This is a genomic window from Nocardioides sp. CCNWLW216, assembly GCF_037120545.1.
GTDB lineage: Bacteria > Actinomycetota > Actinomycetes > Propionibacteriales > Nocardioidaceae > Nocardioides > Nocardioides lianchengensis.
Genome location: NZ_JBBBBJ010000011.1, coordinates 188526 through 209323 on the forward strand (window position 1 = coordinate 188526; position 20798 = coordinate 209323).

The window sequence follows — 20798 nt, forward strand, 5'->3', positions numbered from 1 at the left end:
ACGTGGGGGACGCGGGCCACTCCGTGCTGCAGGTCCCGGTGCCGGAGCTGGAGGAGTTCGTGCGCGGACGGCACGCGCACTACGACCCCGGCTTCGTCTCGGCCGATCCCGCCTTCGTGCACGCCCACGTCACCGCGCTGGGGCCGTTCCTGCCGTCGCTCGACCGGCACGCTCGGGAGCGCCTGGCGACGGTCGTGGCCGGGACGGCGCCGTTCGAGGTGGTCCTGGAGCGGGTCGCGACCTTCCCGGACGGCATCATCCACCTGGTCCCCGAGCCGGCCCGGCCGTTCCAGGACCTCACGAGGCGGCTCTTCGCGGCGTTCCCCGAGTGCCCGCCGTACGCCGGGGCGTACGACGAGGTGCGACCGCACCTCACCCTCGACCTGCGCTCCGCGGAGGTCAGCGAGGCCTCGACCCGCGCCGCCCTCGCCGACCTGCTGCCGGTGCGCTGCCGCGCCGAGCGGCTCGACCTGGCCTGGTGGGCGGACGGGGACTGCCGGCTGCTGGAGTCGTGGCGGCTGGGTGCTGTGTGACAGTGGGGTCGTGCGCCTGCTCGCGACCGTGCTCTCGACCCTGCTCCTGCTGGTCCTCCTGCCGGCGGCTCCGGCCGCGGCCGGGGCCGATCCGCGCTGGGTCTTCTACACCGCCGACCAGGCCCGCTACACGTCGCCGTGGTTCCGCGGCGCGCACCGGATCATGATCCCGTTCGGCTGCACGCGCGCGCCGTACTACTCCCCCGACCCGCGCTGCCGCGACGGCCGCGGGTTCCACCACGGGCTGGACGTCGCGATGCCCTGCGGCACCCGGCTGTTCGCGCGCACCCGGCTGCGGGTGGTCGACAACGGCTCGCTGGGTCCGGCGTACGGCGCGAACCCACTGCTGCTGCGCAGCCGGTCCAAGGGCTTCGACGTGGTCATCGGCCACACCCGGAAGGTGTACGTCGAGCGTGGCGACCTCGTGCGTCGCGGCCAGCTGATCGCCCGGGCGTCCGACGACGGGGCGCCCGACGGCTGCCACCTGCACTTCGAGCGGCGGGCGGTCGGCGGCGGGCTGTCGACGGCCGTCGCACCGCGGCGGCTGCTCAGGCTGGAGCGGCGCCGCTGACCCGCGCGCGGATCCCGTCGACGATGATCGCCAGGCCCAGCGCGAAGTCGGACGACTCCCGCGGAGCGTCGGCGATGGCGCCGGCACTGCCGGCCTGCAGGTGGGTCTGCTCGTCGGAGACGTGGCCGAGCACGAAGTGCAGCAGGGTGCGGGCGGCGACCGGGACCAGATCGTCGGGGAGGCCGTCGGGGAGGCCGTCGGCGGCCAGGGCCTCGACCAGCGCGTCGTACGGCGCCCGCGCGCCGAGCCCGAACGCGTGCACCGTGGCCACCAGCTCGGCGCCGTCGCGGTAGGCCAGCACGGCGTCGCGCAGCGTGCTGCAGACGGCGATCACCTGCTCGTCCCAGGAGCCGTCGATCGGCGGCCGCGCGCCGCGGGCGAGCACCTCGTCGGCCACGGCCGCGAGCAGCAGCTGCTTGTTGGCGAAGTGGTGGTAGAGCGCGCTGGGCTGCACGCCGAGCTCGGCGCCGAGCCGGCGCATCGACAGGTCGGCCAGGCCGTAGGCGTCGAGCACGTCGATCGCCCGATCCACCACGTCGCCGCGGTTGTTGCGCATCCCACAGCCTCCTTCGCGGCATTGACGGTGTCCGGCCCGAACCCTAACCTGAACGCCGTTCACCTGACCACCGTTCAGGTCCGTGCCGAGAAGGATCCCCGATGACCATGACCGACGACAGCACCGCGCCGGCGACCACCCGCCGCCCGCGCCTCTCCGCGACCGACCTGGCCCTGGTGGCCGCGTTCGCCGCGCTGATCGCCGCCTGCACCGTCGTCGGCGGCATCCCCGTGGGCGGCGCAGGGGTGGAGATCACCCTGCAGACCTTCGGGATCGCCCTCACCGGCGCGCTGCTCGGCGCGGCCCGGGGCACCCTGGCCGTCGCGGTCTACCTGGCGCTGGGCGCCGCCGGCCTGCCGATCTTCTCCGGCCACTCCTCCGGCCTCGGTGTGTTCACCGGGCTCACCGCCGGTTACCTGTGGTCGTTCCTGGCGGTCGCCTTCGTCACCGGTCTCCTGGTCCGGTACGCCGCGCGCGGCCGTCGTACGTCCGCTCTCGTGGTGTTTCTCTGCTGCCTGCCCGGCGTCGGCCTGAACCACCTGCTCGGCATCCTCGGCATGGCCGCGTTCTCCGACGTCCCGTTCAGCACGGCAGCCGGCTGGGACGCCCCGTTCTGGCTGGGCGACATCGTCAAGGCGCTCGTGGTGGCCCTGGTCGCCGCCGAGGTGCACCGCGCCTTCCCGCAGCTGCTCGGCCGCCGCACCCGCTGACGCCGGAGTGCCTACGATCGAGCTCGACGGCGCCGGGGTCACGGTCCCGACCGTCTCCGGCGACCGCGTCGTCCTCGCCCCGACGACCCTCACCCTGACCGAGCGCCGGATCGGCGTCATCGGCGCCAACGGGTCCGGCAAGTCCACCCTGGCCCGGCTCCTCAACGGGCTCGTCACGCCGACCGTCGGGCGGGTGCTGGTCGACGGTCTCGATGTCGCCCGCCAGGGCGCGGAGGTACGACGGCGCGTGGGGTTCTCCTTCACCGACCCGGCCGCCCAGCTGGTGATGCCGACCTGCGTCGAGGACGTCGAGCTGTCACTGCGCCGCCGCGAACGGAACGGCGACCGCCGGCGCGAGCTGGCGCTCGCGGTGCTGGACCGCTACGGCCTGGCCGATCACGCGCACGACAGCGTGCACAGCCTGTCCGGCGGGCAGAAGCAGCTGCTCGCGCTGGCCGGCGTGCTGGCCACGGAGCCCGCCGTGCTCGTCGCCGACGAGCCGACCACCCTGCTCGACCTGGCCAACACCCGGCGGGTCGGCGACCTGCTGCTCGGGCTCGACCAGCAGGTCGTGCTCGTCACCCACGACCTCGACCTGGCCCGCCGCTGCGACCGGGTGCTGGTGGTCGCCGACGGCGCGGTCCGCTACGACGGCGCGCCCGACGCGGCCGTCGACGACTACGTGACGTCGGCCCTCGGATGAGCAACCTGCTGCTGATCGGCGTCCACCAGCCGGGGACCACCGTGCTGCACCGGCTGCCGGTCGGCGTGAAGATGGCGGGCCTGGCGGCGTACAGCCTGAGCGTCGTGCTGGTGCGCAGCGCGACCTGGTCGTGGGTCTTCCTCGCCCTCGCGCTGGTGGCGGCCCTGGTCGGTCGGGTCCGGCTCCGGACCCTGGCCCGCGCGGCCCGGTCGGTGCTGCTCGTCGCCCTGGTCGTCTCCGCCCTGCAGTGGTGGCTCTACGGCCTGCCCAAGGCGGTCGAGACGTTCGTCGACCTGCTCGCCCTGGCCCTCGCGGCGGTCGTGCTGACGGCCACGACGGCCGTCAACGCCATCCTCGACGCGATCGTCCGCTGGCTTGGTCCGCTCCGCCGCTTCGGCGCCCGGCCCGAGCGGGTCGCGCTGACCTTCAGCCTCGCGCTGCAGGCCATCCCCGGCACCCTCGCCCTCGCCCTCGAGACACGTGACGCCGCCCGCGCCCGCGGCCTCGGCCGGCACCCGCGCGCCTTCCTGACCCCGTTCGTGGTCCGGGTCGTCGCGCGCGCCCACGAGACCGGCGACGCGCTCCAGGCGCGGGGGCTTGGCGACTGACCGCGGTGGGTAGGACCCGTGCATGCCTCGGGTCCTCACCATCCTCGCCTCAGCCCTCGCCGCCGTCCTCGTCGCGGCGCTCGTGCCGCTCGGCGCCGCCGTGCCCGCCGGGGCGACCGCCGCGACCGCCGCCCCGGCCGCGGCCGACGACTTCCAGTGCGCGCCGGGGCCGTACGTCCTCCGGGCGGAGGCGTTCTTCGGCGATCCCGGCTCGAGGTACGGCGACATCTCGTGCGTCATCCTCCGCGCCATCAACGGCGCTCCGAAGGGGTCGCTCATCCAGGGCGTCACCTGGAGCTTCGACTCGGCGACCATCGCCCGGGCCCTCGCTGCTGCCGACAACCGCGGTGTCCGGGTCAAGATGCTCGTCGCCAAGCAGGCCGAGCCGGGGATCCGGAAGTACCTCCGCGCGCAGCTGAACGGCAAGGGCTCCAAGCTCGTCGTCAGCAACGGCGCCGCCCGGGGCAACCCCGCCCTCGGCAAGGGAGCGATGCATCAGAAGTCCTGGACGTTCTCGTCGACCTACGGCAAGCGGTTCGTCTCGATCATCACCTCGGCCAACGCGACCACGGCCGCCTCCGACTGGCAGTACAACGACGGCTACCAGTTCGTCGGCTACCGGCCGGTGCACCGCACGCTGAAGCGGGTCTTCGCCCAGCAGGTGAAGCGGCGCGACCAGCGGGCGCCGTTCATCCAGGAGAACCTCACGCCCAACACCGCACTGACCTTCAACCCCTGGAACTCGCCGAGCATGGCCGATCCCGTCGTGGGCCGGATCAACGGCCTCCCACAGGACCGCCTGGTGATCCGGATCGCCAACGCGTCGTGGAGCGGGGACCGCGGCCTGGCCATCGCCCGGGCCCTGGTCGCCAAGAAGCGGGCCGGCGCGAAGGTCCGTGTCGTCGTGGGCGGGATCGGGCCGCAGGTCAAGGCCGTGCTGGTGCGCGGCGGGATCCCGGTGAAGCTGCTGAAGAGGAGCGACGAGGACTACCTGCACAGCAAGTCGATGATCGCCCGCTACGGCACCGGCAGCGCGAAGAAGGCCCGGCTCTGGACCGGCTCGGAGAACTGGGGCGACGCGCCGCGGGCCGCGGACGAGGTCGTCGTGAAGGTCAGCAACGCGGCGGCCGTGACTGCCTGGCAGGGCTACTTCGACCACCTCTGGTCGCTCGGCACCCGGCTGCGCTGAGCAGAGGCTGGCCGGACCGGTCCGGTCGCGGCACACTGACCGGATGATCGACGTCGTCGTCCTGACGGGCCTGGCCGGGGCCGCGCTGCTCGGGCTGGTCTCGCTCGCCGTCCTGACGGCGTCCGGGGCGCGGCGCCGGGGACGCAGCCTCCCGAGAGCGGTCCTGGCGGGGCTGATCTTCCCCCTGACCTGGATCGCCTGGCACGTCGCCGACCGCGACCGCTACCAGACGTCGCCGTCCCGGTGGTCGCAGGCGATCGGCAGGTCCCGGTCGACGTCCTGACCGCCGAGGACCAGCACCGACCCGTCGTCGTCGGGCGTCGGCTCCGGACCTGAGGGACCGAGCACGGACGTCGGTCCGCGCCACGGCTGCCAGCCCCGTGCCTCGTAGAGCGGCAGACCCGCGTCCGAGGCGCTGAGGGCGAGCAGGTCGTACGCCGGCGCCAGCGCCTCCAGGGCCGCCATCACCGTGGAGGCGTGGCCGAGCCGGCGCCGATCGGGGTGCACCGCGACCGCCTCGACGTACCCGACCCGCAGGGAGCGACCCCCCACGAGCATCCGCCGCTGCACGAGCGAGCCGTGCGCGACCAGCAGCCCGTCCTCGCGGACGACGGCGTGCTGACCGCCGAGCCCGTGCTCCCAGTCATGGTCGTCGAAGTCGTCGAAGGCGGCGTCGAGCAGGTCGCGGATCTCGTCCAGCTCGGCGGCACCCAGCACCGCGGTGTGCCGGGTCGTCACCACTGAGGGTTCACCACCGGGGCGGCCTGCGGTCGGCCCACGGTGCGGCCGACTCCACCTGGGCGGCGAGCGCCAGCAGCAGCGGGTCCTCGGCCGGCCGGGCCGCGAGCATGACGCCCACCGGGAGCCCGTCCGGCGTCTGGTGCAGCGGCAGCGAGACCGCCGGCATGCCGGTCACGTTCCACGCCGAGGTGTACGGCGTGAACCGCTTCTGCGCCTCGAAGTCCGCGGCCGGGTCGGCGTCGTCGCGGATCGCGCCGACGGGCAGCGGCGGGGTCGCCACGGTGGGCGTGAGCACGGCGTCGTACGGCGCGAGCGCGGTGAGCGCACCTGCGGCGAACCGGCGCATCGCGCCGATCGCCAGCCCGAAGTCGGGCCCGCTGACCGCCCGGCCCCGCTCGCCCAGCCAGCGGGTGAGCGGACGGAGCAGGTGCTCGCGCTCCGGCGGGACGACCGACAGCGCGGTCAGCACCGCCCAGCAGGTCTCGAAGACCGGCACCGCCTCGCGCGGCAGCGGGACGGCGACGTCGACGACCTCGTGGCCGAGCGACTCCAGCAGCAGGGACGCGTCCTCCCAGGCCCGGCGGCACTCGGGGTCGAGCGCGGCGTCGGTGATGACCGGCTCGCTGAAGCGGGCGATCCGGAGACGACCCGGGTCGCGGTCACACGAGGCCAGGAAGGTCTCGGACGGGGGCGGCGCCCAGGCCGGGTCCCCCACGCGACGCCCGGCGATCGCGTCCAGCATCGCCGCCGCGTCGCGCACGGTCCGGGCGATCGACCCGGCCGTCGCCAGCCCGGTGGGCTCGCCGTACATCGGGAAGCCCGAGACCCGCCCCCGGCTCGGCTTCAGGCCGACCAGCCCGCAGCAGGACGCGGGGATCCGGATCGAGCCGCCCCCGTCGGATCCCTGGGCGACCGGCACCAGTCCCGCGGCGACGGCCGCGGCAGCCCCACCGGAGGAGCCGCCGGCCATCCGGGTGCGGTCCCAGGGCGTCACCGCCGGCGGCCGGCCCTCGGGCTCGGTGTAGCAGGGCGAGCCGAACTCGGGCGTGCTCGTCTTGCCGAGGCTGATCATCCCGGCCGCCTCGAGCCCGAGGGTGACGGCGTCGCTGACGTCGGGCACGAAGTCGGCGAAGGCCGCCGAGCCGAGGGACGTCGGCACCCCCGCCGTCAGGTTGAGGTCCTTGATCGCGGTGGGGACGCCGTGCAGCGGACCCGCGTCCGGTGCGTCACGCAGGGCCGCGGCCCGCTCGCGGGCCAGGTCGGGCGTCAGCGTGACGAACGCGCCGACCGAGTCGAGTCGGTCGGCGCGTTCGAGGTAGTGGTCGACGAGCTCGGCGGGCGACACCTCGCGGCGGCGCACCAGCTCGCCCTGCTCCAGCGCGGTCAGGTCGTGGAGGTCGGTCACGACCCCCACGCTAGAGGGGGTGGCCTCAGGCGGCGGAGGACGGCGCCGGGTCGTAGTCGACCAGCGAGCGCAGCGCGGCCTGGAGCTTGGCCTGGACCTCGCCGTCGGCGAGCACGTCGACCTCGATGCCGGGCTGGGAGACGGTGACGTCCTCGAGGACGACGGCGCCGGCGATGTTGGCCGAGCGGTTGGCGTCGGCGTGCGCCCAGCGGCCGCCGTACGGCGTGGGGGTGGTGCCGACGACGGCGAACGGCTTCGCGACGATCGCGCCGGCGCCGTAGGGGCGGGAGAGCCAGTCGATGGCGTTGTTGAGGACGGCCGGCATGGTGCCGTTGTACTCCGGGGTGACGACGAGGACGCGGTCGGCGTGCGCCACCTGGCCGCGGATCCGGGCGGCGGCCTCGGGGACCTGCTCGCCGTCGATCTCCTCGTTGTAGAAGGGCAGCTGCTCGAGGCCCTCGACGATCTCGAGGGTGACGCCGTCGGGGGCCTCGTCCCGCAGCTTCTCGGCGAGCTTGCGGTTGAGGGAGTCGGCACGGAGGCTGCCGACGAGGACGGCGACGCGGGTCTCGGACATGGAGGTGCTCCTGGGTGTGGTGCGGAACGGTCAAGGTCCAAACGGACCACGGTCCGTTTTCTATTCCCGGTCCGGTCGGGTGGATTCCGCCAGCGCACCCCCGGCCGCGTCCCTACAGTGGGCGACGCCATGTCCGACCCCCGCCCGCTGCCCCTGCTCGGTGCTCCCCCGACGGAGCGCCGCGACGCCGCGCGCAATCGCGAGGCGCTGATGTGCGCGGCCGCCGCGCTGGTCGCCGAGCACGGCGCCGCCGCAGTCACGATGGACGAGGTGGCCGCCCGCGCGGGCGTCGGGAAGGGCACCGTCTTCCGGCGCTTCGAGTCCCGTGAGGGACTGATGGGCGCGCTGCTCAACCAGTCCGAGACCGACTGGCAGGCCTCCGTCATCTCCGGCCCGCCGCCGCTCGGGCCCGGCGCCCCGCCGCTCGACCGGCTGCGCGCCTTCGGCCGCTCGCGCATCGAGGTCACCCTCCAGCACGCAAAGCTGATCCGCGAGGCCGGCCGGGTCGGGCCGCGGTCCTACGCGGCGTACTCCTTCACCGCGATGCACGTGCGCTACCTGCTCGCCGAGATCGGCGTCACCGGCGACCTGCCGCTGCTCGCGACCGCGATCCTGGCCCCGCTGGAGGTGCCGATCCTCGACCAGCAGGTGCGGATCGAGGAGTTCCCGGTCGACCGGGTCTACGAGGCCTGGACCGACCTGGTCGGCCGCGTCGTCCAGCGCTGACCCGTCACTGGATGTCCCCTTTCGGCGGCGTGTCGGTCCGCCAGGGACGGTTCGGTGACCGGACGGCGTCGTACCGCTCACCGACCCGTCGATCCCGGCGCGACACACCGCGAGAAGCGGACATCGAGTGACGGGTCGGCGTCAGACGCCTTGGCGACGGAGGCCGAAGGTGAGGCCGTCGACGAGGGCGCCCCAGGACGCCTCGATGACGTTGTGGCCGACGCCGACCGTCACCCAGGTCGACTCGCCGTCCGTGGTCTCGATCAGCACCCGGGTGATGGCGTCGGTGCCGTGGCCCTGGTCGAGGATCCGGACCTTGTAGTCGATGAGCTCGAACTTGGCGACCTCCGGGTAGGCCTGGCCGATCGCCGTGCGCAGCGCCTGGTCGAGGGCGTTGACGGGACCGTTGCCCTCGCCGGTCACCACGAACCGCTCCCCCGCGGCCGTCAGCTTCACGGTGGCCTCGGAGACCGCCTCCTCCCCGGGCCGGGCGTGGCTCAGGGTCTCGGTGATCACCCGCCACGACTCGATCTCGAAGTACGACGGCCGCGCACCCTCGACCTCCTCGACGAGCAGCAGCTCGAAGGAGGCGTCCGCGGCCTCGAAGGTGAACCCGCGCGACTCCAGCACCTTGACCCGGTCGGTGATCCGGCCGACCAGCTCCTTGTTGTCCGAGAGGTCGAAGCCGAGCTCGCGACCCTTCAGCTCGATCGACGCGCGACCGGCCATGTCGGAGACCAGCAGCCGCATGTCGTTGCCGACCTGCACCGGGTCGAGGTGCTGGTAGAGGTTCGGGTCGACCTTGATCGCGCTCGCGTGCAGGCCGGCCTTGTGGGCGAAGGCGGAGGTGCCGACGTACGGCTGCCGGCTGGCGGGCGGCACGTTGGTGACCTCGGCGACGGCGTGCGCGATCCGGGTCGAGTCGCGCAGCAGGCCCGGCGGGAGCACCTGCCGGTCCAGCTTCAGCTCCAGGTTGGCGACCACGGTGACCAGGTCGGCGTTCCCGGTGCGCTCGCCGTACCCGTTGATGCAGCCCTGGACGTGCGAGGCACCCGCGTCGACCGCGGCCAGCGAGTTGGCGACGGCGCAGCCGCTGTCGTTGTGGGCGTGGATGCCCACCCGACCGCCGGTCGTCTCCACCACGTCGTGCACCACGTCGGAGACCCAGGCCGGCAGCATGCCGCCGTTGGTGTCGCAGAGGGCGACGACCTCGGCGCCCGCGTCGTACGCCGTGCGCAGCACCTCCAGGGCGTAGGCCCGGTTGGCGCGGTAGCCGTCGAAGAAGTGCTCGGCGTCGAGGAAGACCTGCTGGCCCTCGGCCCGCAGGTGGGACACGGTGTCGTGGACCATCGCGAGGTTCTCCTCGAGCGTGGTCCGCAGCGCGAGCTCGACGTGCCGGTCGTGCGACTTCGCGACCAGGGTGACCACCCCGGCACCGCTGTCGCGCAGCGCGGCGACCTGCGGGTCGTCGGCCGCGCGTACGCCGGCGCGCCGGGTGGCGCCGAACGCGGCGAGCCGGGCGTGCTTCAGGTCGAGCTCGCGCGCCGCGCGCCGGAAGAACTCGGTGTCCTTGGGGTTCGCGCCCGGCCAGCCGCCCTCGATGTAGCCCACGCCCAGGCCGTCGAGCTGGCGGGCGATCGTCAGCTTGTCGGCCACGGAGAGGGTCAGCCCCTCCTGCTGCGCACCGTCGCGCAGGGTGGTGTCGTAGACGTGGAACGAGCCGTGCAGGTCCATCGGGGATTCCTTCTTGCTTCCGGGCACAAAAAAACCTCTCGGGGTGCGAGAGGTCGGCGCGTCGAGTGTCTCGACGCGCTAGGGAATGACGATGTGGCGGTGCTGCATGTGAGGCATCTTACCGTGTGCGGGTCACGGGAGCGGGCTGGTCCACCCGGCGGGATCGCCCGACGGACCCCACGTGGTGCCGTCGCCGGCGACCAGGCCGAGGCCGGCCGCGGCCACCCCCACGAGCACCGCGGCCACCGCCCACCGCCGGACGTCGGCCGAGAGCGGGTGCACCACGCGGGCCAGCGGAGAGCGCACCCGCGACCCGCCAGGCCCGGACCAGAGCGACACGGCGAGCGCGGTGCCGCACACGAAGAGGGTCACCGGAACGGTGGCGGCGACCGCGTAGCAGACCAGACCGGCGGCGACGGCCAGGCCGGCGCTCCACAGCACCAGCATCAGGGTGCCCGGGATCGAGCGCACCAGGTCCCACGGGGCACCGAGCAGGAACTGCGCGCCGTCGTACCACTTGCGACCGCGGAGGCGGCGCCGGTCGCCGGCCTTGCTGGCCGCCAGCGAGCCGCTGCGCAGCACCCACACGAGGAGCAGGACCAGGCCCGTCGTCCACCACGGGTACGCCGCCGTGCCCGCGCCGACCGCGAGCGCCGCGCCGACCATCAGCGTGGCTCGCCGGGCCCGCTCGCCGAACGAGGTGGTGGGCGGCTCGGGCTCGAACGGCGACTCCTCCCACGTCCCGGCCCACGGGTCGGCGACGGGCTCCGCCGCCGGCCGGGCGGTCGGCTCGGCAGGGAACGCCCGGGTGACGTGCTCGGTCTCGAGCCGGGTGGGCGCCGGACGGTCGTCGACCGGGTCCTCCCAGCGGTCGGTCGGGTCGTCGGCCGCCGCGGTGGTCGCGGCCAGCGCGAGCGGCAGGGTGAAGACGTCCTCGGCGACCGGCGCCGGGGGCACCGGCTCGCGGGCGCCCGCCCGGGTCGACTGCGGACGCAGCCAGGCCAGCAGCTGGCCGAGCCGGGGGCGCCGGGCGGGGTCCGGGTCGAGCGCGGCCTCGACCACGCCGCGCAGGCCGTCGGGCAGGCCGGTCAGGTCGTGCTGGCCGCGGCGTACCCGGTCCATGATGGCCATCGACGGGCCGCGGCCGAACGGCGCGCGGCCGGTGCCGGCGTAGGCGACCGTCGCGGCCCAGGAGTGGATGTCGGAGGCGGCGGAGGCGTCCTCGCCGTAGAGGATCTCGGGGGCGAGGTAGCCGGGCGTGCCCAGCAGCCAGCCGGTGTGGGTCAGCTTGGGGTCGTCGGCGACCCGGGCCAGGCCGAAGTCGATGAGGATCGGGGTGCGGCCCTCCATCAGCACGTTCGACGGCTTCACGTCGCGGTGCAGGACGCCGACCCGGTGCACCGAGAGCAGACCCTCGGCGAGGCACCCGGCGAACCACAGCAGGTCGCGGCCCTCGATCGGCCCCTCCTCGACCACGTGGTCGTGCAGCGAGAGGCCCGGCACGTAGCGGGTGGCGACGTACGGCACCGGTGCCCACGGATCGGCGTCGACGATCTCGGCCACCCACCGGCTCTGGATCCGGCTCAGCGAGGAGACCTCGCGGGCCAGCCGGGCGCGCGCCTCGTCGTCGCCGACGATGTGGGGCCGGAGCACCTTCAGCGCGACCCGCTCGCCGCCCGACTTGCGGGCCAGGTGGACGACGCCCATGCCGCCCTCGCCGATCTTGGCCAGCAGCGTGTAGTCGCCCACCGACAGCCGGGGGCCACCGGGGGCCTCCGGGCCGGAGGGGGTGCTCGGCACGCTCGTCACGCAGGCAGGCTACCCGCGCGACCCGTCCGCCCGGGGTACGACGAGCGGACGGCCGTGCGGGGATCTGCGGACTGTAAGGCTAGCCTTACCTCCCGTGACCAGCACCGCCTCGCCACCGACGACCCGCCCGTCGGTCCCGGACCACCGTCGCGGCTCCGTGGTCGGACTGCTGGTGCTGGTCGTCCTGGTGGTCGTGGCCGCGCTGGTGAGCCTGGCCGTCGGCAGCCGCAGCATCCCCTTCGGGACGGTGGTGGACGTGCTGTTCCACGAGGACGGCTCCGACGCCTCGACCATCGTGCACGACCTGCGGCTCCCCCGGACCCTGCTCGGACTCGCGGTCGGTGCCTGCCTCGGCATCGCGGGTGCGCTGATGCAGGGCCACACGCGCAACCCGCTCGCCGAGCCCGGCCTGCTCGGCGTCAACGCCGGCGCGGCGTTCGCCGTGGTGCTGGGGATCTACGGCTTCTCCATCGGCGGGAGCGGCTACGTGTGGTTCGCCCTCGTCGGCGCCGGACTCGCGTCGGCAGCGGTGTTCGCGATCGGCAGCAGCAAGGGCGGACCGAACCCGGTGACCCTCGTGCTGGCCGGTGCCGCGGTGACCGCACTGCTGGAGGCGGCCACCCAGTCCGTCGTGCTGAACGACCGGGCGACCCTCCTGGAGTACCGCTTCTGGGTGGTGGGCTCGGTCGCGGGGCGGCCGATGGACGTCTTGTGGGACGTCCTGCCGTTCATGGCGGCCGGGCTGCTGCTCGCCGCGATCGGCGCCACCGGCCTGAACATGCTCCAGCTCGGTGACGACGTCGCGCGCTCCCTCGGCATGACACCCTGGGTGCACAAGACGATGGGGGTCGCCGCCGTGATGCTGCTGGCCGGCGCCGCGACCGCGGCCTGCGGGCCGATCGCCTTCCTCGGGCTGGTCGTCCCCCACATCGCCCGGGTGTTCTCGGGCGTCGACTACCGCTGGCTGCTCCCCTACTCCGGGTTGGTCGGCGCCGTCTTCCTGGTCGTCGCCGACGTCGTCGGGCGGGTCGTCGTCCGGCCCGGGGAGCTCCAGGTCGGCATCGTGATGGCCCTCGTCGGCGGCCCCGTCTTCATGCTCATCGTGCGACGGATGCGGCTGGTGCGCCTGTGACCACCCGGAGCCACCTCACGCGGACCTCCACCCCGACCGCCACCCTGCGCGTCGGCCCGGCGTCGTGGCTGGTGCCGCTGCGCGCCGCTCTCATCACCGTGGTCGCCCTCGCGGCGCTCGCCTTCCTCGTGGTCCTCGACATCTCGCTCGGCGACTTCGAGATCCCCTTCGGGGACGTGATCTCCACCCTGCTCGGCGGCGGCGACCCCGGCCAGCAGTTCATCGTCAACGAGCTGCGTCTGCCCCAGACGCTGGTCGCCGTCCTGGTCGGCGCCGCGCTCGGCCTGTCGGGCGCGCTCACCCAGACCTTCGCCCGCAACCCGCTCGCCAGCCCCGACATCCTGGGCGTGACCCAGGGCGCGGCCCTCGGTGCGGTCGCGGTGATCGTGCTCTCCGGGGCCAGCGGGAACGGATCGAGCCTGGTCACCGGCACGCTTCAGCGCCTCGGCCTGCCCCTGGCCGCGTTCCTCGGCGGCCTGCTCACCGCCCTCGTCCTCTACCTGTTCTCCTGGCGGCGCGGTGTCGACGGCCAGCGCCTCGTCCTGGTCGGCATCGGCCTCAGCGCAGCCCTTGGCGCGATGACGTCGTGGCTGCTCGTCCGGGCGCGGGAGGCCGAGCTGGCCAGCGCCCAGGTCTGGCTCAACGGCTCGCTCAACGCCCGCGGGTGGGACCAGGCCTGGCCGATGATCTGGACGCTGGCGGTGCTGGTGCCGGTCTCGCTGCTGCTCGTGCTCAGCCTCAACACGATGATGCTCGGCGACGACAGCGCTCGCGGCCTCGGCGTACGCCTGCAGGTCACCCAGCTGCTGACCCTGCTCGCCGCCGTCGGCCTGGTGGCCGTGGCGGTCTCGGCGGTCGGGCCCCTCGAGTTCGTCGCCTTCGTCGTCCCCCAGATCGCGCTGCGGCTCACCGGCGGCAGCCGGCCGCCGATGCTGGCCTCGATGGTGCTCGGCGCCTGCCTGGTCGTCGGCGCCAACCTGCTGACCCGCGTCGTCATCCCCGTCCCCCTCCCCGCCGGCATCGTGACCGCGGCGATCGGCGCGCCGTACCTGATCTGGCTCCTCCTCCGCGCCAACCGAAAGGTGTCGGCATGACCTCCACCTCGCCCGCGTCCCGTCTCCGCGCCGACTCCGTCACCGTCGGGTACGGCGAGGTCCCGGTCGTCCGCGACCTGACCTTCGCGATCCCCGACGGCAAGGTGACGACGATCATCGGACCCAACGGCTGCGGCAAGTCGACGATGCTGCGCACCCTGGCCCGGCTGCTGAAGCCGTCCAGCGGCACCGTGCTGCTCGACGGCGAGCCGATCCAGTCGCTGCCCACGCGCGAGATCGCCCGCCGGATGGCCCTGCTCCCCCAGACCCCGGTCGCCCCCGAGGGCCTCCTCGTCCGCGACCTGGTCGGCCGGGGCCGGCACCCCCACCAGCGCTGGTTCAGCCAGTGGTCGCCCGAGGATGAGGCGGTCGTCGAGTCCGCGCTGTCCATGACCGACACCGCCGACCTCCGCGACCGGGCCCTGGACCAGCTCTCGGGCGGCCAGCGCCAGCGGGCCTGGATCGCGATGACCCTGGCCCAGGACACCGAGCTGCTGCTGCTCGACGAGCCGACCACCTACCTCGACCTGGCCCACCAGGTCGAGGTGCTCGACCTGGTCACCCGGCTCAACCGCGAGCGTGGCCGGACCGTCGCGATGGTCCTGCACGACCTCAACCTGGCCGCCCGCTACAGCGACCACATGGTCGTGATGAAGGACGGCGCGATCGTCACGCAGGGCACGCCCACCGACGTCGTCACCGCCGCGATGCTGCGGGAGGTCTTCGGCCTCGACGCCGACGTCCTGCCCGACCCCCGCACCGAGCTGCCGATCATCGTGCCGCGCTCCTCGGCCGAGGCCGTCGCCGCCGCCCCGCACCCCGAGTCGACGCCGCTGCTGCCCTGAGCACGCGCGAACGCCCCCGGCTCGGCGAGCCGGGGGCGTTCGTCGTACGAGGGGGTCCTCAGATCTTGGAGGACGGCACCGTCGTGGCCGGGTCGCCGTCGACGGCCGCGGCCAGCTGCGGCACGTAGCGCTCCAGCACGTAGGGGATGGCCAGCGGCGTCACGAAGCTGTGGCCCACGTAGTAGGAGCCGTCCTGCTTCTCGTTGATGTCCACGAAACGCCCCTCCTTCGCCGAGGGCAGGCCCTCCCAGATGCCGGCGACGGTCTTGTCGGCGTTGAGGTCGTACCAGACGGCCACCCCGACGTCGCCCAGGTCGGCGGTGCGCTCCGCGGACAGCGAGATGCCGAACTCGCTGTCGTCGGCGGTGGTGATCACCGGGTGCAGCGTGAAGCCGAGGTCGGTCAGCATCCGCGACCGCGGGTCCTCGGGACCGTAGATGAACAGACCCTCGTACGGCGTGATGAGCGCTGCGGTCTGTCCCTCGAACTCCGGGTGCGCCTCGGCCGCGTCGGCGATCTGCTGCGTGACCCCGTCGATGATCTCCTGCATCTTCGCCTTCTGACCGACCGCGGTGCCGATCGTCAGGGCCATCTCGGTCCACGGCATGCTGTAGTCGGGGTAGTCGCCGGACTGGGCGACGACCGGGGCGATCTTCGAGAGCGTCTCGTAGTCCTGCTCGTTGAGGCCCGTGTACTGACCGATGATCAGATCGGGCGCCAGGCCGGCGATCTTCTCGACCTCGACCCCGTCGGCGTCCTTCAGCAGCAGCGGGAGCTCGGCGTCACCGAAGGCCTCCTCGGCCCACGGGTAGATGCCCTGCAGCTTCTCGTCGCCGAACCAGTAGGTGACACCGACCGGCACGATCCCCAGCGCGAGCAGCGAGTCCTGGTCCATCAGGCCGATGCAGACGACCCGCTCGGGCGCCTTCTCGACGGTGGTCTCGCCGTACTTGTGCTTGATGGTGACCGGGAAGGCCGACTCGTCAGCGGGGGCCTCGCTCGCGCTGCCGCCGGTGCTGCCGCCGGAGGAGGAGTCCTCGCTGCCGCAGGCGGCCAGGACGGCCGGCGCCACGGCCATGAAGGACAGGCCGGTGAGGAAGCGGCGTCGGGTGGGGTTCATGGTGCTCCTTGCGATCAGGGGTGGATCAGGGCTGGAAGTCGGACGGGACGGTCAGGACGGGTACTCGCGCGGCGCCTCGCCGGTGGCGGCGGCCTCGAGCATCGGCGTCAGCCGGTCGATCAGGTAGAGCTGGCTGAGCGGGGTGAGGAAGTAGATCGCCCCGGCCAGGACCTCGTCGGTGTAGACCGACCGGTTCTCGGTGACGGCCGGCAGCTTCGAGACCGTGCTGAAGGCCTGGAGCTCGTCGAACTGCTCGGGATTCTCGGTCGCCCAGACGATCACGTCGGCGTCGATCAGGTTGACGTTCTCGGCGGAGATCTCGGCCTGCGAGCCCACCTCGGGCGCGTACTTCTCCAGGCCGGGCGTCATCACGAAGCCGAGCTCGGTGAGGAAGTCGGTGCTGAGGCCGTCGGGGTAGACGTAGAGCTGACCGTCGTACGGGCCGCCCTGGGAGAAGGTCGCGCTCTTGCCCTGCCAGTCCGGGTGGGCGGCGGCGACGTCGGCGTACTTCTGCTCGACCTCGTCGACGAGCGCCTGGCCGTCGGCCTCGCGACCGAGCGCCCGGGCGACCTGGAGGGTCTGGTCCTGCCAGGAGGAGAAGTACTGGGTGGAGCCCTCGACACTGGTGATCGTCGGCGCGATCTTGGCCAGCAGCTCGTAGTCCTTCTCGGTCATCCCGGCGTTCGTGCCGACGATCAGGTCAGGCTTGAGCGCGGCGATCTTCTCGAACTCGAAGCCGTTCTGGAGGGAGAGGACCTCGGGCTCGGCGTCCCCGAGCAGCTCGGTGGCCCACGGCCAGGTGGCGAACGGCTGGTCGCCGTACCAGTCGGTCACGGCGACCGGCGTGACCCCGAGCTGGAGGAGGATGTCCTGCTCGGTGTAGCCGACACTGACCACGCGCTCGGGCTGCTCGGCGACCGTGGTCTCGCCGAACTGGTGCGGGACGGTCACCGGGAACTGGGCCCCCTCAGCCGCGGGACCGGTGCTCGGGTCCTCCGTGGCCGACGAGGAGTCGCCGTCGCCGCACGCGACGAGACTGCCGGACAGCAGCAGTCCGAGCACGGCGAGGGCGAACGAGGGACGGCGGCGCATGGAGGTCCTCCTGGATTAGGTAAGGCTGACCTTAATCCAGAGAGGTCGAGGGCGTCGCTCCGGGTCCCGGCGGATCGAGCACGCCGAGCAGAATCAGACGAGCCGCTTCATCCAGCCGAAGCCGTCCTCGGCCCGGCCGAACTGGACGTCGACGAGCTCCTGGCGGATCCGCTTCCACAGCTCGTCCCCGCCCTCGGGGGTGCCCACCTCGCCGCCGTCCCACTTCAGGGAGCCGACGGGGGTCACGACGGCCGCGGTGCCACAGGCGAAGATCTCCACGATCTCGCCGGCGGCGACTCCCTGCTTCCACTCCTCGATCGCGAACTTCCGCTCCTCGACCTGGTGGCCCATCTTGCCGGCCAGCTCGATGATCGAGGAGCGGGTGATGCCCTCCAGGATGGTGCCGGTCTCCGGGGTGACGATGCGGCCGTCGGCGTAGACGAAGTACATGTTCATGCCGCCGAGCTCCTCGACGTACGTGCCCTCCTGGGCGTCGAGGAAGACGACCTGGTCGCAGCCGTGCGACGACGCCTCCTGCTGGGCGACCAGCGAGCTGGCGTAGTTGCCGCCGGTCTTGGCCGCACCCATGCCGCCGCGGCCCGCGCGGGTGTACTCCTCGGTGAGCCAGAGGCTGACCGGCTTCACGCCGCCCTTGAAGTAGGAGCCGGCCGGGCTGGCGATCACCATGAAGGTGACGTGCTGGGACGGGCGGACCCCGAGGAACGCCTCGGAGGCGAACATGAACGGCCGCAGGTAGAGGCTCTTCTCCCCCGCCGCCTCCGGCACCCAGCGCTGGTCGATCTCGACCAGCGCCTGCACGGCCTGGACGAAGTCCTCGACCGGCAGCACGGGCAGCGCGAGCCGGTGGCTCGAGCGCTCCATCCGGGCGGCGTTCTCCTCGGGGCGGAACGACCAGACCGACCCGTCCTCGTGCCGGTAGGCCTTCATGCCCTCGAAGGTCTCCTGCGCGTAGTGCAGGACGGCGGTCGCCGGGTCGAGCGACAGCGGGCCGTAGGGCTCGATGCGCGCGTCGTGCCAGCCCGCGTCGGGCGTCCACTCGACGGTGAACATGTGGTCGGTGAAGTGCACGCCGAACCCGGGATTGGCGAGGATCTCCGCGAGCCGCTCGTCGCTGACGGGGTTGCTCGAGCGGGTGGTGGTGATCTGCATGGACATCAAATTACCGTCTTTCGGACGCAGAAAAGAGCGCGGGGCCGAGGCGCCTGACGCGCCCCGGCCCCGCGGAGGTCGAGGTGACGCGTCAGCCCTGTACTCGGGCGGCGATCGCGTCGCCGACCTCGGAGGTACGACGGGTGCTGCCCGCCTCGCGTGCGGCGAGGTCGGCGATGGCCGCGTCCTCGATGACGGAAGCCGCCTCGGCGTGGCCGAGGTGGTCGAGCAGGAGCGCCGCGGAGAGGATGGCCGCGGTCGGGTCGGCCTTCTGCTGACCGGCGATGTCGGGGGCCGAGCCGTGCACCGGCTCGAACATGGAGGGCGCGGTCCGGTCGGGGTTCACGTTGCCGGAGGCGGCCAGACCGATGCCACCGGTGATGGCGGCGGCGAGGTCGGTGATGATGTCGCCGAACAGGTTGTCGGTGACGATCACGTCGAAGCGCGACGGGTCGGTCGTCATGAAGATCATGGCCGCGTCGATGTGCATGTAGTCGGTCGTCACCTCGGGGTACTCGGCGGCGACCTCCTGGAACAGCCGCCACCACACGGAGCCGGCGTTCACGAGGACGTTGGTCTTGTGGACCAGGGTGAGCTTCTTGCGCGGGCGGCGCTGGGCCCGGGCGAAGGCGTCGCGGACGACGCGCTCGACACCGAAGGCGGTGTTGACCGAGACCTCGGTGGCCACCTCGGCCGGCGTACCGACGCGCAGGGCGCCGCCGTTGCCGGTGTAGGGGCCCTCGGTGCCCTCGCGGACGACCACGAAGTCGACCTCGCCGGGGGTCGCGAGGGGGCTGGTCACGCCGGGGAAGATCCGCGACGGCCGCAGGTTGACGTAGTGGTCGAGCTCGAAGCGGAGCTTCAGCAGCAGACCGCGCTCGAGGATGCCCGGGGGCAGGTTCGGGTCGTTGGGCTTGCCGCCCACCGCGCCGAGGAGGATGGCGTCGTGCTCGCGGATCTCGCCGAGCACGGAGTCGGGCAGCACCTCACCGGTCGCGAGGTAGCGCTCCGCGCCGAGGTCGTAGCGGGTCGGCTCGAACTTCACGCCGGCCGGGGCGGCCACCTCGAGGACCTTCAGGGCCTCGGCGGTCACCTCCTGCCCGATGCCGTCGCCGGGGATGACGGCGAGCTTCAGGGTGCCGGTGCTGGGGTTCGAGTCACTCATGGGGAGAACGCTAGTTGTCGTCCGGGCGCTCGCCGCCGCCGTCCCGCAGGTCGAGCGAGCGCTGGACCGCGGCGCTGATGTTCTCGTGGCTGTAGGGGTTCTCCGGGTGGTGCTGGGCCGGTCCCCAGTCGGGGTACATGTCGTACATCGCAGGTGCTCCTTCTCGTGAGTGGTTGTCGTAGTTCTTCGGCCCGACAGGCCTGGAACGAAGACACTCCGGACGAGAAGTTCCGGCTCGTGGATCACACGAGGGAGATCGACCATGAGGGTGCGGATCGCGCGACGCTGCTGGCGTCCCGCCGCGGTGGTGTCTTCGATCGAGGCCTGTCGGAGATCCGACAGATGGTCGAGAGGCCCGCAACGCCGAACACCGCGGCGAGGTGGCCTCTCTTGTCAGGCCTCGCCGCGGCAGTCGATAAGTACGAAGACGCTCCGCATGGTGAATGAACCGTAACCGCCTCACCGGACGCCCGCCACCGGATTCCGGAATCTGTCCGCGATCCGGGACGGACGTCCCGGAATGGAAGACTCGCGGGCATGAGCGCACCGCCCGAGTTGCCCGACGTCGTGTCCCGCGCGTTCTCCGTGTCCCGCAAGGCGGGCTACGTGTCGTTCTGCCGCAACGAGACCGGGCGGCTGCTGGCCACCCTCGCCGCGACCCGCGGCGGGACGATGGCCGAGTTCGGCACCGGCTGCGGCGTCGGGACCGCCTGGCTGCGCTCGGGCGTCCGCGGCGACGGGGCCCGGATCGTCACCGCCGAGCTGGACCGCCAGCTGGCCAAGGCGGCCACCCAGATCTTCGCCGACGACCCGCAGGTCGAGGTCCTCGCGGCCGACTGGTCGACCCTGCTCGACAAGGGCCCGTTCTCGCTGCTGTTCCTCGACTCGGGCGAGCCGACCGAGGTCGGCGTGGACGCGATCGCGGACCTGGTCGAGCCGGGCGGGATCGTCGTCCTCGACGACTTCACGCCGTGCGAGGTGTGGCCGCCCATCGCCTACGGCCGCGTCGACACCCTCCGCGAGCAGTGGCTCACCGACGAGCGCTTCACGGCCGTCGAGGTGATGGTGGCCTCCGACGCCTCCGCGATCATCGCCACCAAGCGCTGACCCGGCCAGATCGCCCAGTCAGCAGAAGTTGGGGGGGGGGGGGGGGGGGGGGGGGGGGGGGGGGGGGGGGGCGGGGGGGGGGGCGGGGGGGCGGGCGGGGGGGGGGGGGGGGGGGGGGGGGCGCCCCGCGCCCCCCACGACCGCCGCCGGGGCGACGAGTGCGAGGAGCACCAGGCACGCGACCACGACGACGCTGCGCCACCAGCCGCCG

Annotated in this window: 23 protein-coding genes; 12 read left to right on the forward strand and 11 right to left on the reverse strand. The window is 73.0% G+C overall.

Annotated features, from left to right (window positions below):
• Positions 1-2: 2 nt before the first annotated feature.
• Together V7S47_RS21725 and V7S47_RS21730 are read left to right on the forward strand one after the other, a co-directional pair.
• The gene (locus tag V7S47_RS21725; RefSeq protein ID WP_336563526.1) at positions 3-533 is read left to right on the forward strand and encodes a 2'-5' RNA ligase family protein; all 531 of its coding nucleotides are present in this window, start codon (positions 3-5) and stop codon (positions 531-533) included.
• Positions 534-543: 10 nt separating this feature from the next.
• Positions 544-1104 (forward strand): M23 family metallopeptidase, encoded by a 561-nt coding sequence (locus tag V7S47_RS21730; RefSeq protein WP_336563527.1) that lies wholly within the window; start codon positions 544-546, stop codon positions 1102-1104.
• Here V7S47_RS21730 and V7S47_RS21735 read toward each other — a convergent pair.
• Entirely contained in the window at positions 1082-1660 is a 579-nt protein-coding gene (locus V7S47_RS21735; protein WP_336563528.1) for a TetR/AcrR family transcriptional regulator C-terminal domain-containing protein, read from the reverse strand. The two genes, V7S47_RS21730 and V7S47_RS21735, sit on opposite strands and share 23 nt — an antisense overlap.
• A gap of 101 nt (positions 1661-1761) precedes the next feature.
• Here V7S47_RS21735 and V7S47_RS21740 point away from each other — a divergent pair, with 101 nt between their 5' ends.
• From V7S47_RS21740 to V7S47_RS21760, 5 genes are read left to right on the forward strand one after another with little or no spacing between them, the layout of a single operon-like run.
• Positions 1762-2370 (forward strand): biotin transporter BioY, encoded by a 609-nt coding sequence (locus V7S47_RS21740; protein ID WP_336563529.1) that lies wholly within the window; start codon positions 1762-1764, stop codon positions 2368-2370.
• Between the two features lie 7 nt (positions 2371-2377).
• Positions 2378-3073: an energy-coupling factor ABC transporter ATP-binding protein gene (locus tag V7S47_RS21745; RefSeq protein ID WP_336563530.1), complete on the forward strand. Its 696-nt coding sequence runs from the start codon at positions 2378-2380 to the stop codon at positions 3071-3073.
• Positions 3070-3681 (forward strand): CbiQ family ECF transporter T component, encoded by a 612-nt coding sequence (locus V7S47_RS21750; protein ID WP_336563531.1) that lies wholly within the window; start codon positions 3070-3072, stop codon positions 3679-3681. Before V7S47_RS21745 ends, V7S47_RS21750 begins: the two co-directional genes overlap by 4 nt.
• 22 nt (positions 3682-3703) lie before the next feature.
• Positions 3704-4870 carry a phospholipase D-like domain-containing protein gene (locus V7S47_RS21755; protein WP_336563532.1) on the forward strand — a complete coding sequence of 389 codons (1167 nt, stop codon included), beginning with the start codon at positions 3704-3706 and terminating at the stop codon, positions 4868-4870.
• Positions 4871-4913: 43 nt separating this feature from the next.
• The gene (locus V7S47_RS21760; protein WP_336563533.1) at positions 4914-5153 is read left to right on the forward strand and encodes a hypothetical protein; all 240 of its coding nucleotides are present in this window, start codon (positions 4914-4916) and stop codon (positions 5151-5153) included.
• On the opposite strand, the gene V7S47_RS21765 is transcribed toward V7S47_RS21760, so the two are convergent.
• From V7S47_RS21765 to V7S47_RS21775, 3 genes are read right to left on the reverse strand one after another with little or no spacing between them, the layout of a single operon-like run.
• A complete protein-coding gene (locus V7S47_RS21765) occupies positions 5093-5608 on the reverse strand; it encodes a GNAT family N-acetyltransferase (RefSeq protein WP_336563534.1) in 516 nt (171 codons plus the stop codon). The genes V7S47_RS21760 and V7S47_RS21765 overlap by 61 nt on opposite strands.
• Positions 5609-5618: 10 nt before the next feature.
• A complete protein-coding gene (locus V7S47_RS21770; RefSeq protein ID WP_336563535.1) occupies positions 5619-7016 on the reverse strand; it encodes an amidase in 1398 nt (465 codons plus the stop codon).
• Between the two features lie 25 nt (positions 7017-7041).
• Complete coding sequence (locus V7S47_RS21775; protein WP_090852981.1) at positions 7042-7593, reverse strand: NADPH-dependent FMN reductase; 552 nt, start codon at positions 7591-7593, stop codon at positions 7042-7044.
• A gap of 129 nt (positions 7594-7722) precedes the next feature.
• Between V7S47_RS21775 and V7S47_RS21780 the strand changes: the two genes are divergently transcribed.
• Complete coding sequence (locus V7S47_RS21780; RefSeq protein WP_336563537.1) at positions 7723-8319, forward strand: TetR/AcrR family transcriptional regulator; 597 nt, start codon at positions 7723-7725, stop codon at positions 8317-8319.
• Between the two features lie 141 nt (positions 8320-8460).
• On the opposite strand, the gene cimA is transcribed toward V7S47_RS21780, so the two are convergent.
• Both cimA and V7S47_RS21790 read right to left on the reverse strand, forming a co-directional pair.
• Complete coding sequence (cimA, locus tag V7S47_RS21785; protein ID WP_336563538.1) at positions 8461-10053, reverse strand: citramalate synthase; 1593 nt, start codon at positions 10051-10053, stop codon at positions 8461-8463.
• A 132-nt stretch (positions 10054-10185) separates the two neighbouring features.
• Positions 10186-11862, reverse strand: a complete 1677-nt coding sequence (locus tag V7S47_RS21790; RefSeq protein ID WP_336563539.1) for a serine/threonine-protein kinase — start codon at positions 11860-11862, stop codon at positions 10186-10188.
• A 94-nt stretch (positions 11863-11956) separates the two neighbouring features.
• On the opposite strand from V7S47_RS21790, the gene V7S47_RS21795 reads away from it, so the two are divergent.
• Genes V7S47_RS21795 through V7S47_RS21805 form a run of 3 tightly spaced genes read left to right on the forward strand, consistent with a single transcriptional unit; the run spans position 11957 to position 14933 of the window.
• Positions 11957-12994, forward strand: coding sequence for a FecCD family ABC transporter permease (locus V7S47_RS21795; RefSeq protein WP_336563540.1), 1038 nt, complete (start codon positions 11957-11959; stop codon positions 12992-12994).
• Positions 12991-14088, forward strand: coding sequence for a FecCD family ABC transporter permease (locus V7S47_RS21800; protein ID WP_336563541.1), 1098 nt, complete (start codon positions 12991-12993; stop codon positions 14086-14088). Before V7S47_RS21795 ends, V7S47_RS21800 begins: the two co-directional genes overlap by 4 nt.
• Positions 14085-14933, forward strand: a complete 849-nt coding sequence (locus V7S47_RS21805) for an ABC transporter ATP-binding protein (protein WP_336563542.1) — start codon at positions 14085-14087, stop codon at positions 14931-14933. The genes V7S47_RS21800 and V7S47_RS21805 overlap by 4 nt, the downstream gene beginning before the upstream one ends.
• Before the next feature lie 58 nt (positions 14934-14991).
• Here V7S47_RS21805 and V7S47_RS21810 read toward each other — a convergent pair whose 3' ends face one another.
• The 5 genes from V7S47_RS21810 to V7S47_RS21830 all read right to left on the reverse strand — a co-directional run bounded on the left by V7S47_RS21810 (position 14992) and on the right by V7S47_RS21830 (position 19628).
• On the reverse strand, positions 14992-16053 hold the full coding sequence (locus V7S47_RS21810; protein ID WP_090852996.1) for an iron-siderophore ABC transporter substrate-binding protein: 1062 nt from the start codon (positions 16051-16053) through the stop codon (positions 14992-14994).
• A 51-nt stretch (positions 16054-16104) separates the two neighbouring features.
• Entirely contained in the window at positions 16105-17145 is a 1041-nt protein-coding gene (locus tag V7S47_RS21815; RefSeq protein WP_336563543.1) for an iron-siderophore ABC transporter substrate-binding protein, read from the reverse strand.
• 93 nt (positions 17146-17238) lie between these two features.
• Positions 17239-18315 carry a branched-chain amino acid aminotransferase gene (locus tag V7S47_RS21820; protein WP_336563548.1) on the reverse strand — a complete coding sequence of 359 codons (1077 nt, stop codon included), beginning with the start codon at positions 18313-18315 and terminating at the stop codon, positions 17239-17241.
• Positions 18316-18406: 91 nt separating this feature from the next.
• Entirely contained in the window at positions 18407-19480 is a 1074-nt protein-coding gene (locus V7S47_RS21825) for a 3-isopropylmalate dehydrogenase (RefSeq protein ID WP_336563544.1), read from the reverse strand.
• 10 nt (positions 19481-19490) lie between these two features.
• On the reverse strand, positions 19491-19628 hold the full coding sequence (locus tag V7S47_RS21830; protein WP_170866970.1) for a hypothetical protein: 138 nt from the start codon (positions 19626-19628) through the stop codon (positions 19491-19493).
• A 389-nt stretch (positions 19629-20017) separates the two neighbouring features.
• Here V7S47_RS21830 and V7S47_RS21835 point away from each other — a divergent pair, with 389 nt between their 5' ends.
• Entirely contained in the window at positions 20018-20587 is a 570-nt protein-coding gene (locus V7S47_RS21835) for an O-methyltransferase (protein WP_090853008.1), read from the forward strand.
• Positions 20588-20798 lie beyond the last annotated feature (211 nt).

Excerpts from the sequence above, each read along its gene's own strand:
- V7S47_RS21735 (WP_336563528.1), bottom strand. The coding sequence starts at position 1,660 with ATGCGCAACAACCGCGGCGACGTGGTGGATCGGGCGATCGACGTGCTC.
- V7S47_RS21740 (WP_336563529.1), top strand. The coding sequence starts at position 1,762 with ATGACCATGACCGACGACAGCACCGCGCCGGCGACCACCCGCCGCCCG.
- V7S47_RS21750 (WP_336563531.1), top strand. The coding sequence starts at position 3,070 with ATGAGCAACCTGCTGCTGATCGGCGTCCACCAGCCGGGGACCACCGTG.
- V7S47_RS21755 (WP_336563532.1), top strand. The coding sequence starts at position 3,704 with ATGCCTCGGGTCCTCACCATCCTCGCCTCAGCCCTCGCCGCCGTCCTC.
- V7S47_RS21760 (WP_336563533.1), top strand. The coding sequence starts at position 4,914 with ATGATCGACGTCGTCGTCCTGACGGGCCTGGCCGGGGCCGCGCTGCTC.
- V7S47_RS21775 (WP_090852981.1), bottom strand. The coding sequence starts at position 7,593 with ATGTCCGAGACCCGCGTCGCCGTCCTCGTCGGCAGCCTCCGTGCCGAC.
- V7S47_RS21780 (WP_336563537.1), top strand. The coding sequence starts at position 7,723 with ATGTCCGACCCCCGCCCGCTGCCCCTGCTCGGTGCTCCCCCGACGGAG.
- cimA (WP_336563538.1), bottom strand. The coding sequence starts at position 10,053 with ATGGACCTGCACGGCTCGTTCCACGTCTACGACACCACCCTGCGCGAC.
- V7S47_RS21805 (WP_336563542.1), top strand. The coding sequence starts at position 14,085 with ATGACCTCCACCTCGCCCGCGTCCCGTCTCCGCGCCGACTCCGTCACC.
- V7S47_RS21810 (WP_090852996.1), bottom strand. The coding sequence starts at position 16,053 with ATGAACCCCACCCGACGCCGCTTCCTCACCGGCCTGTCCTTCATGGCC.
- V7S47_RS21815 (WP_336563543.1), bottom strand. The coding sequence starts at position 17,145 with ATGCGCCGCCGTCCCTCGTTCGCCCTCGCCGTGCTCGGACTGCTGCTG.
- V7S47_RS21820 (WP_336563548.1), bottom strand. The coding sequence starts at position 18,315 with ATGCAGATCACCACCACCCGCTCGAGCAACCCCGTCAGCGACGAGCGG.
- V7S47_RS21825 (WP_336563544.1), bottom strand. The coding sequence starts at position 19,480 with ATGAGTGACTCGAACCCCAGCACCGGCACCCTGAAGCTCGCCGTCATC.
- V7S47_RS21830 (WP_170866970.1), bottom strand. The coding sequence starts at position 19,628 with ATGTACGACATGTACCCCGACTGGGGACCGGCCCAGCACCACCCGGAG.
- V7S47_RS21835 (WP_090853008.1), top strand. The coding sequence starts at position 20,018 with ATGAGCGCACCGCCCGAGTTGCCCGACGTCGTGTCCCGCGCGTTCTCC.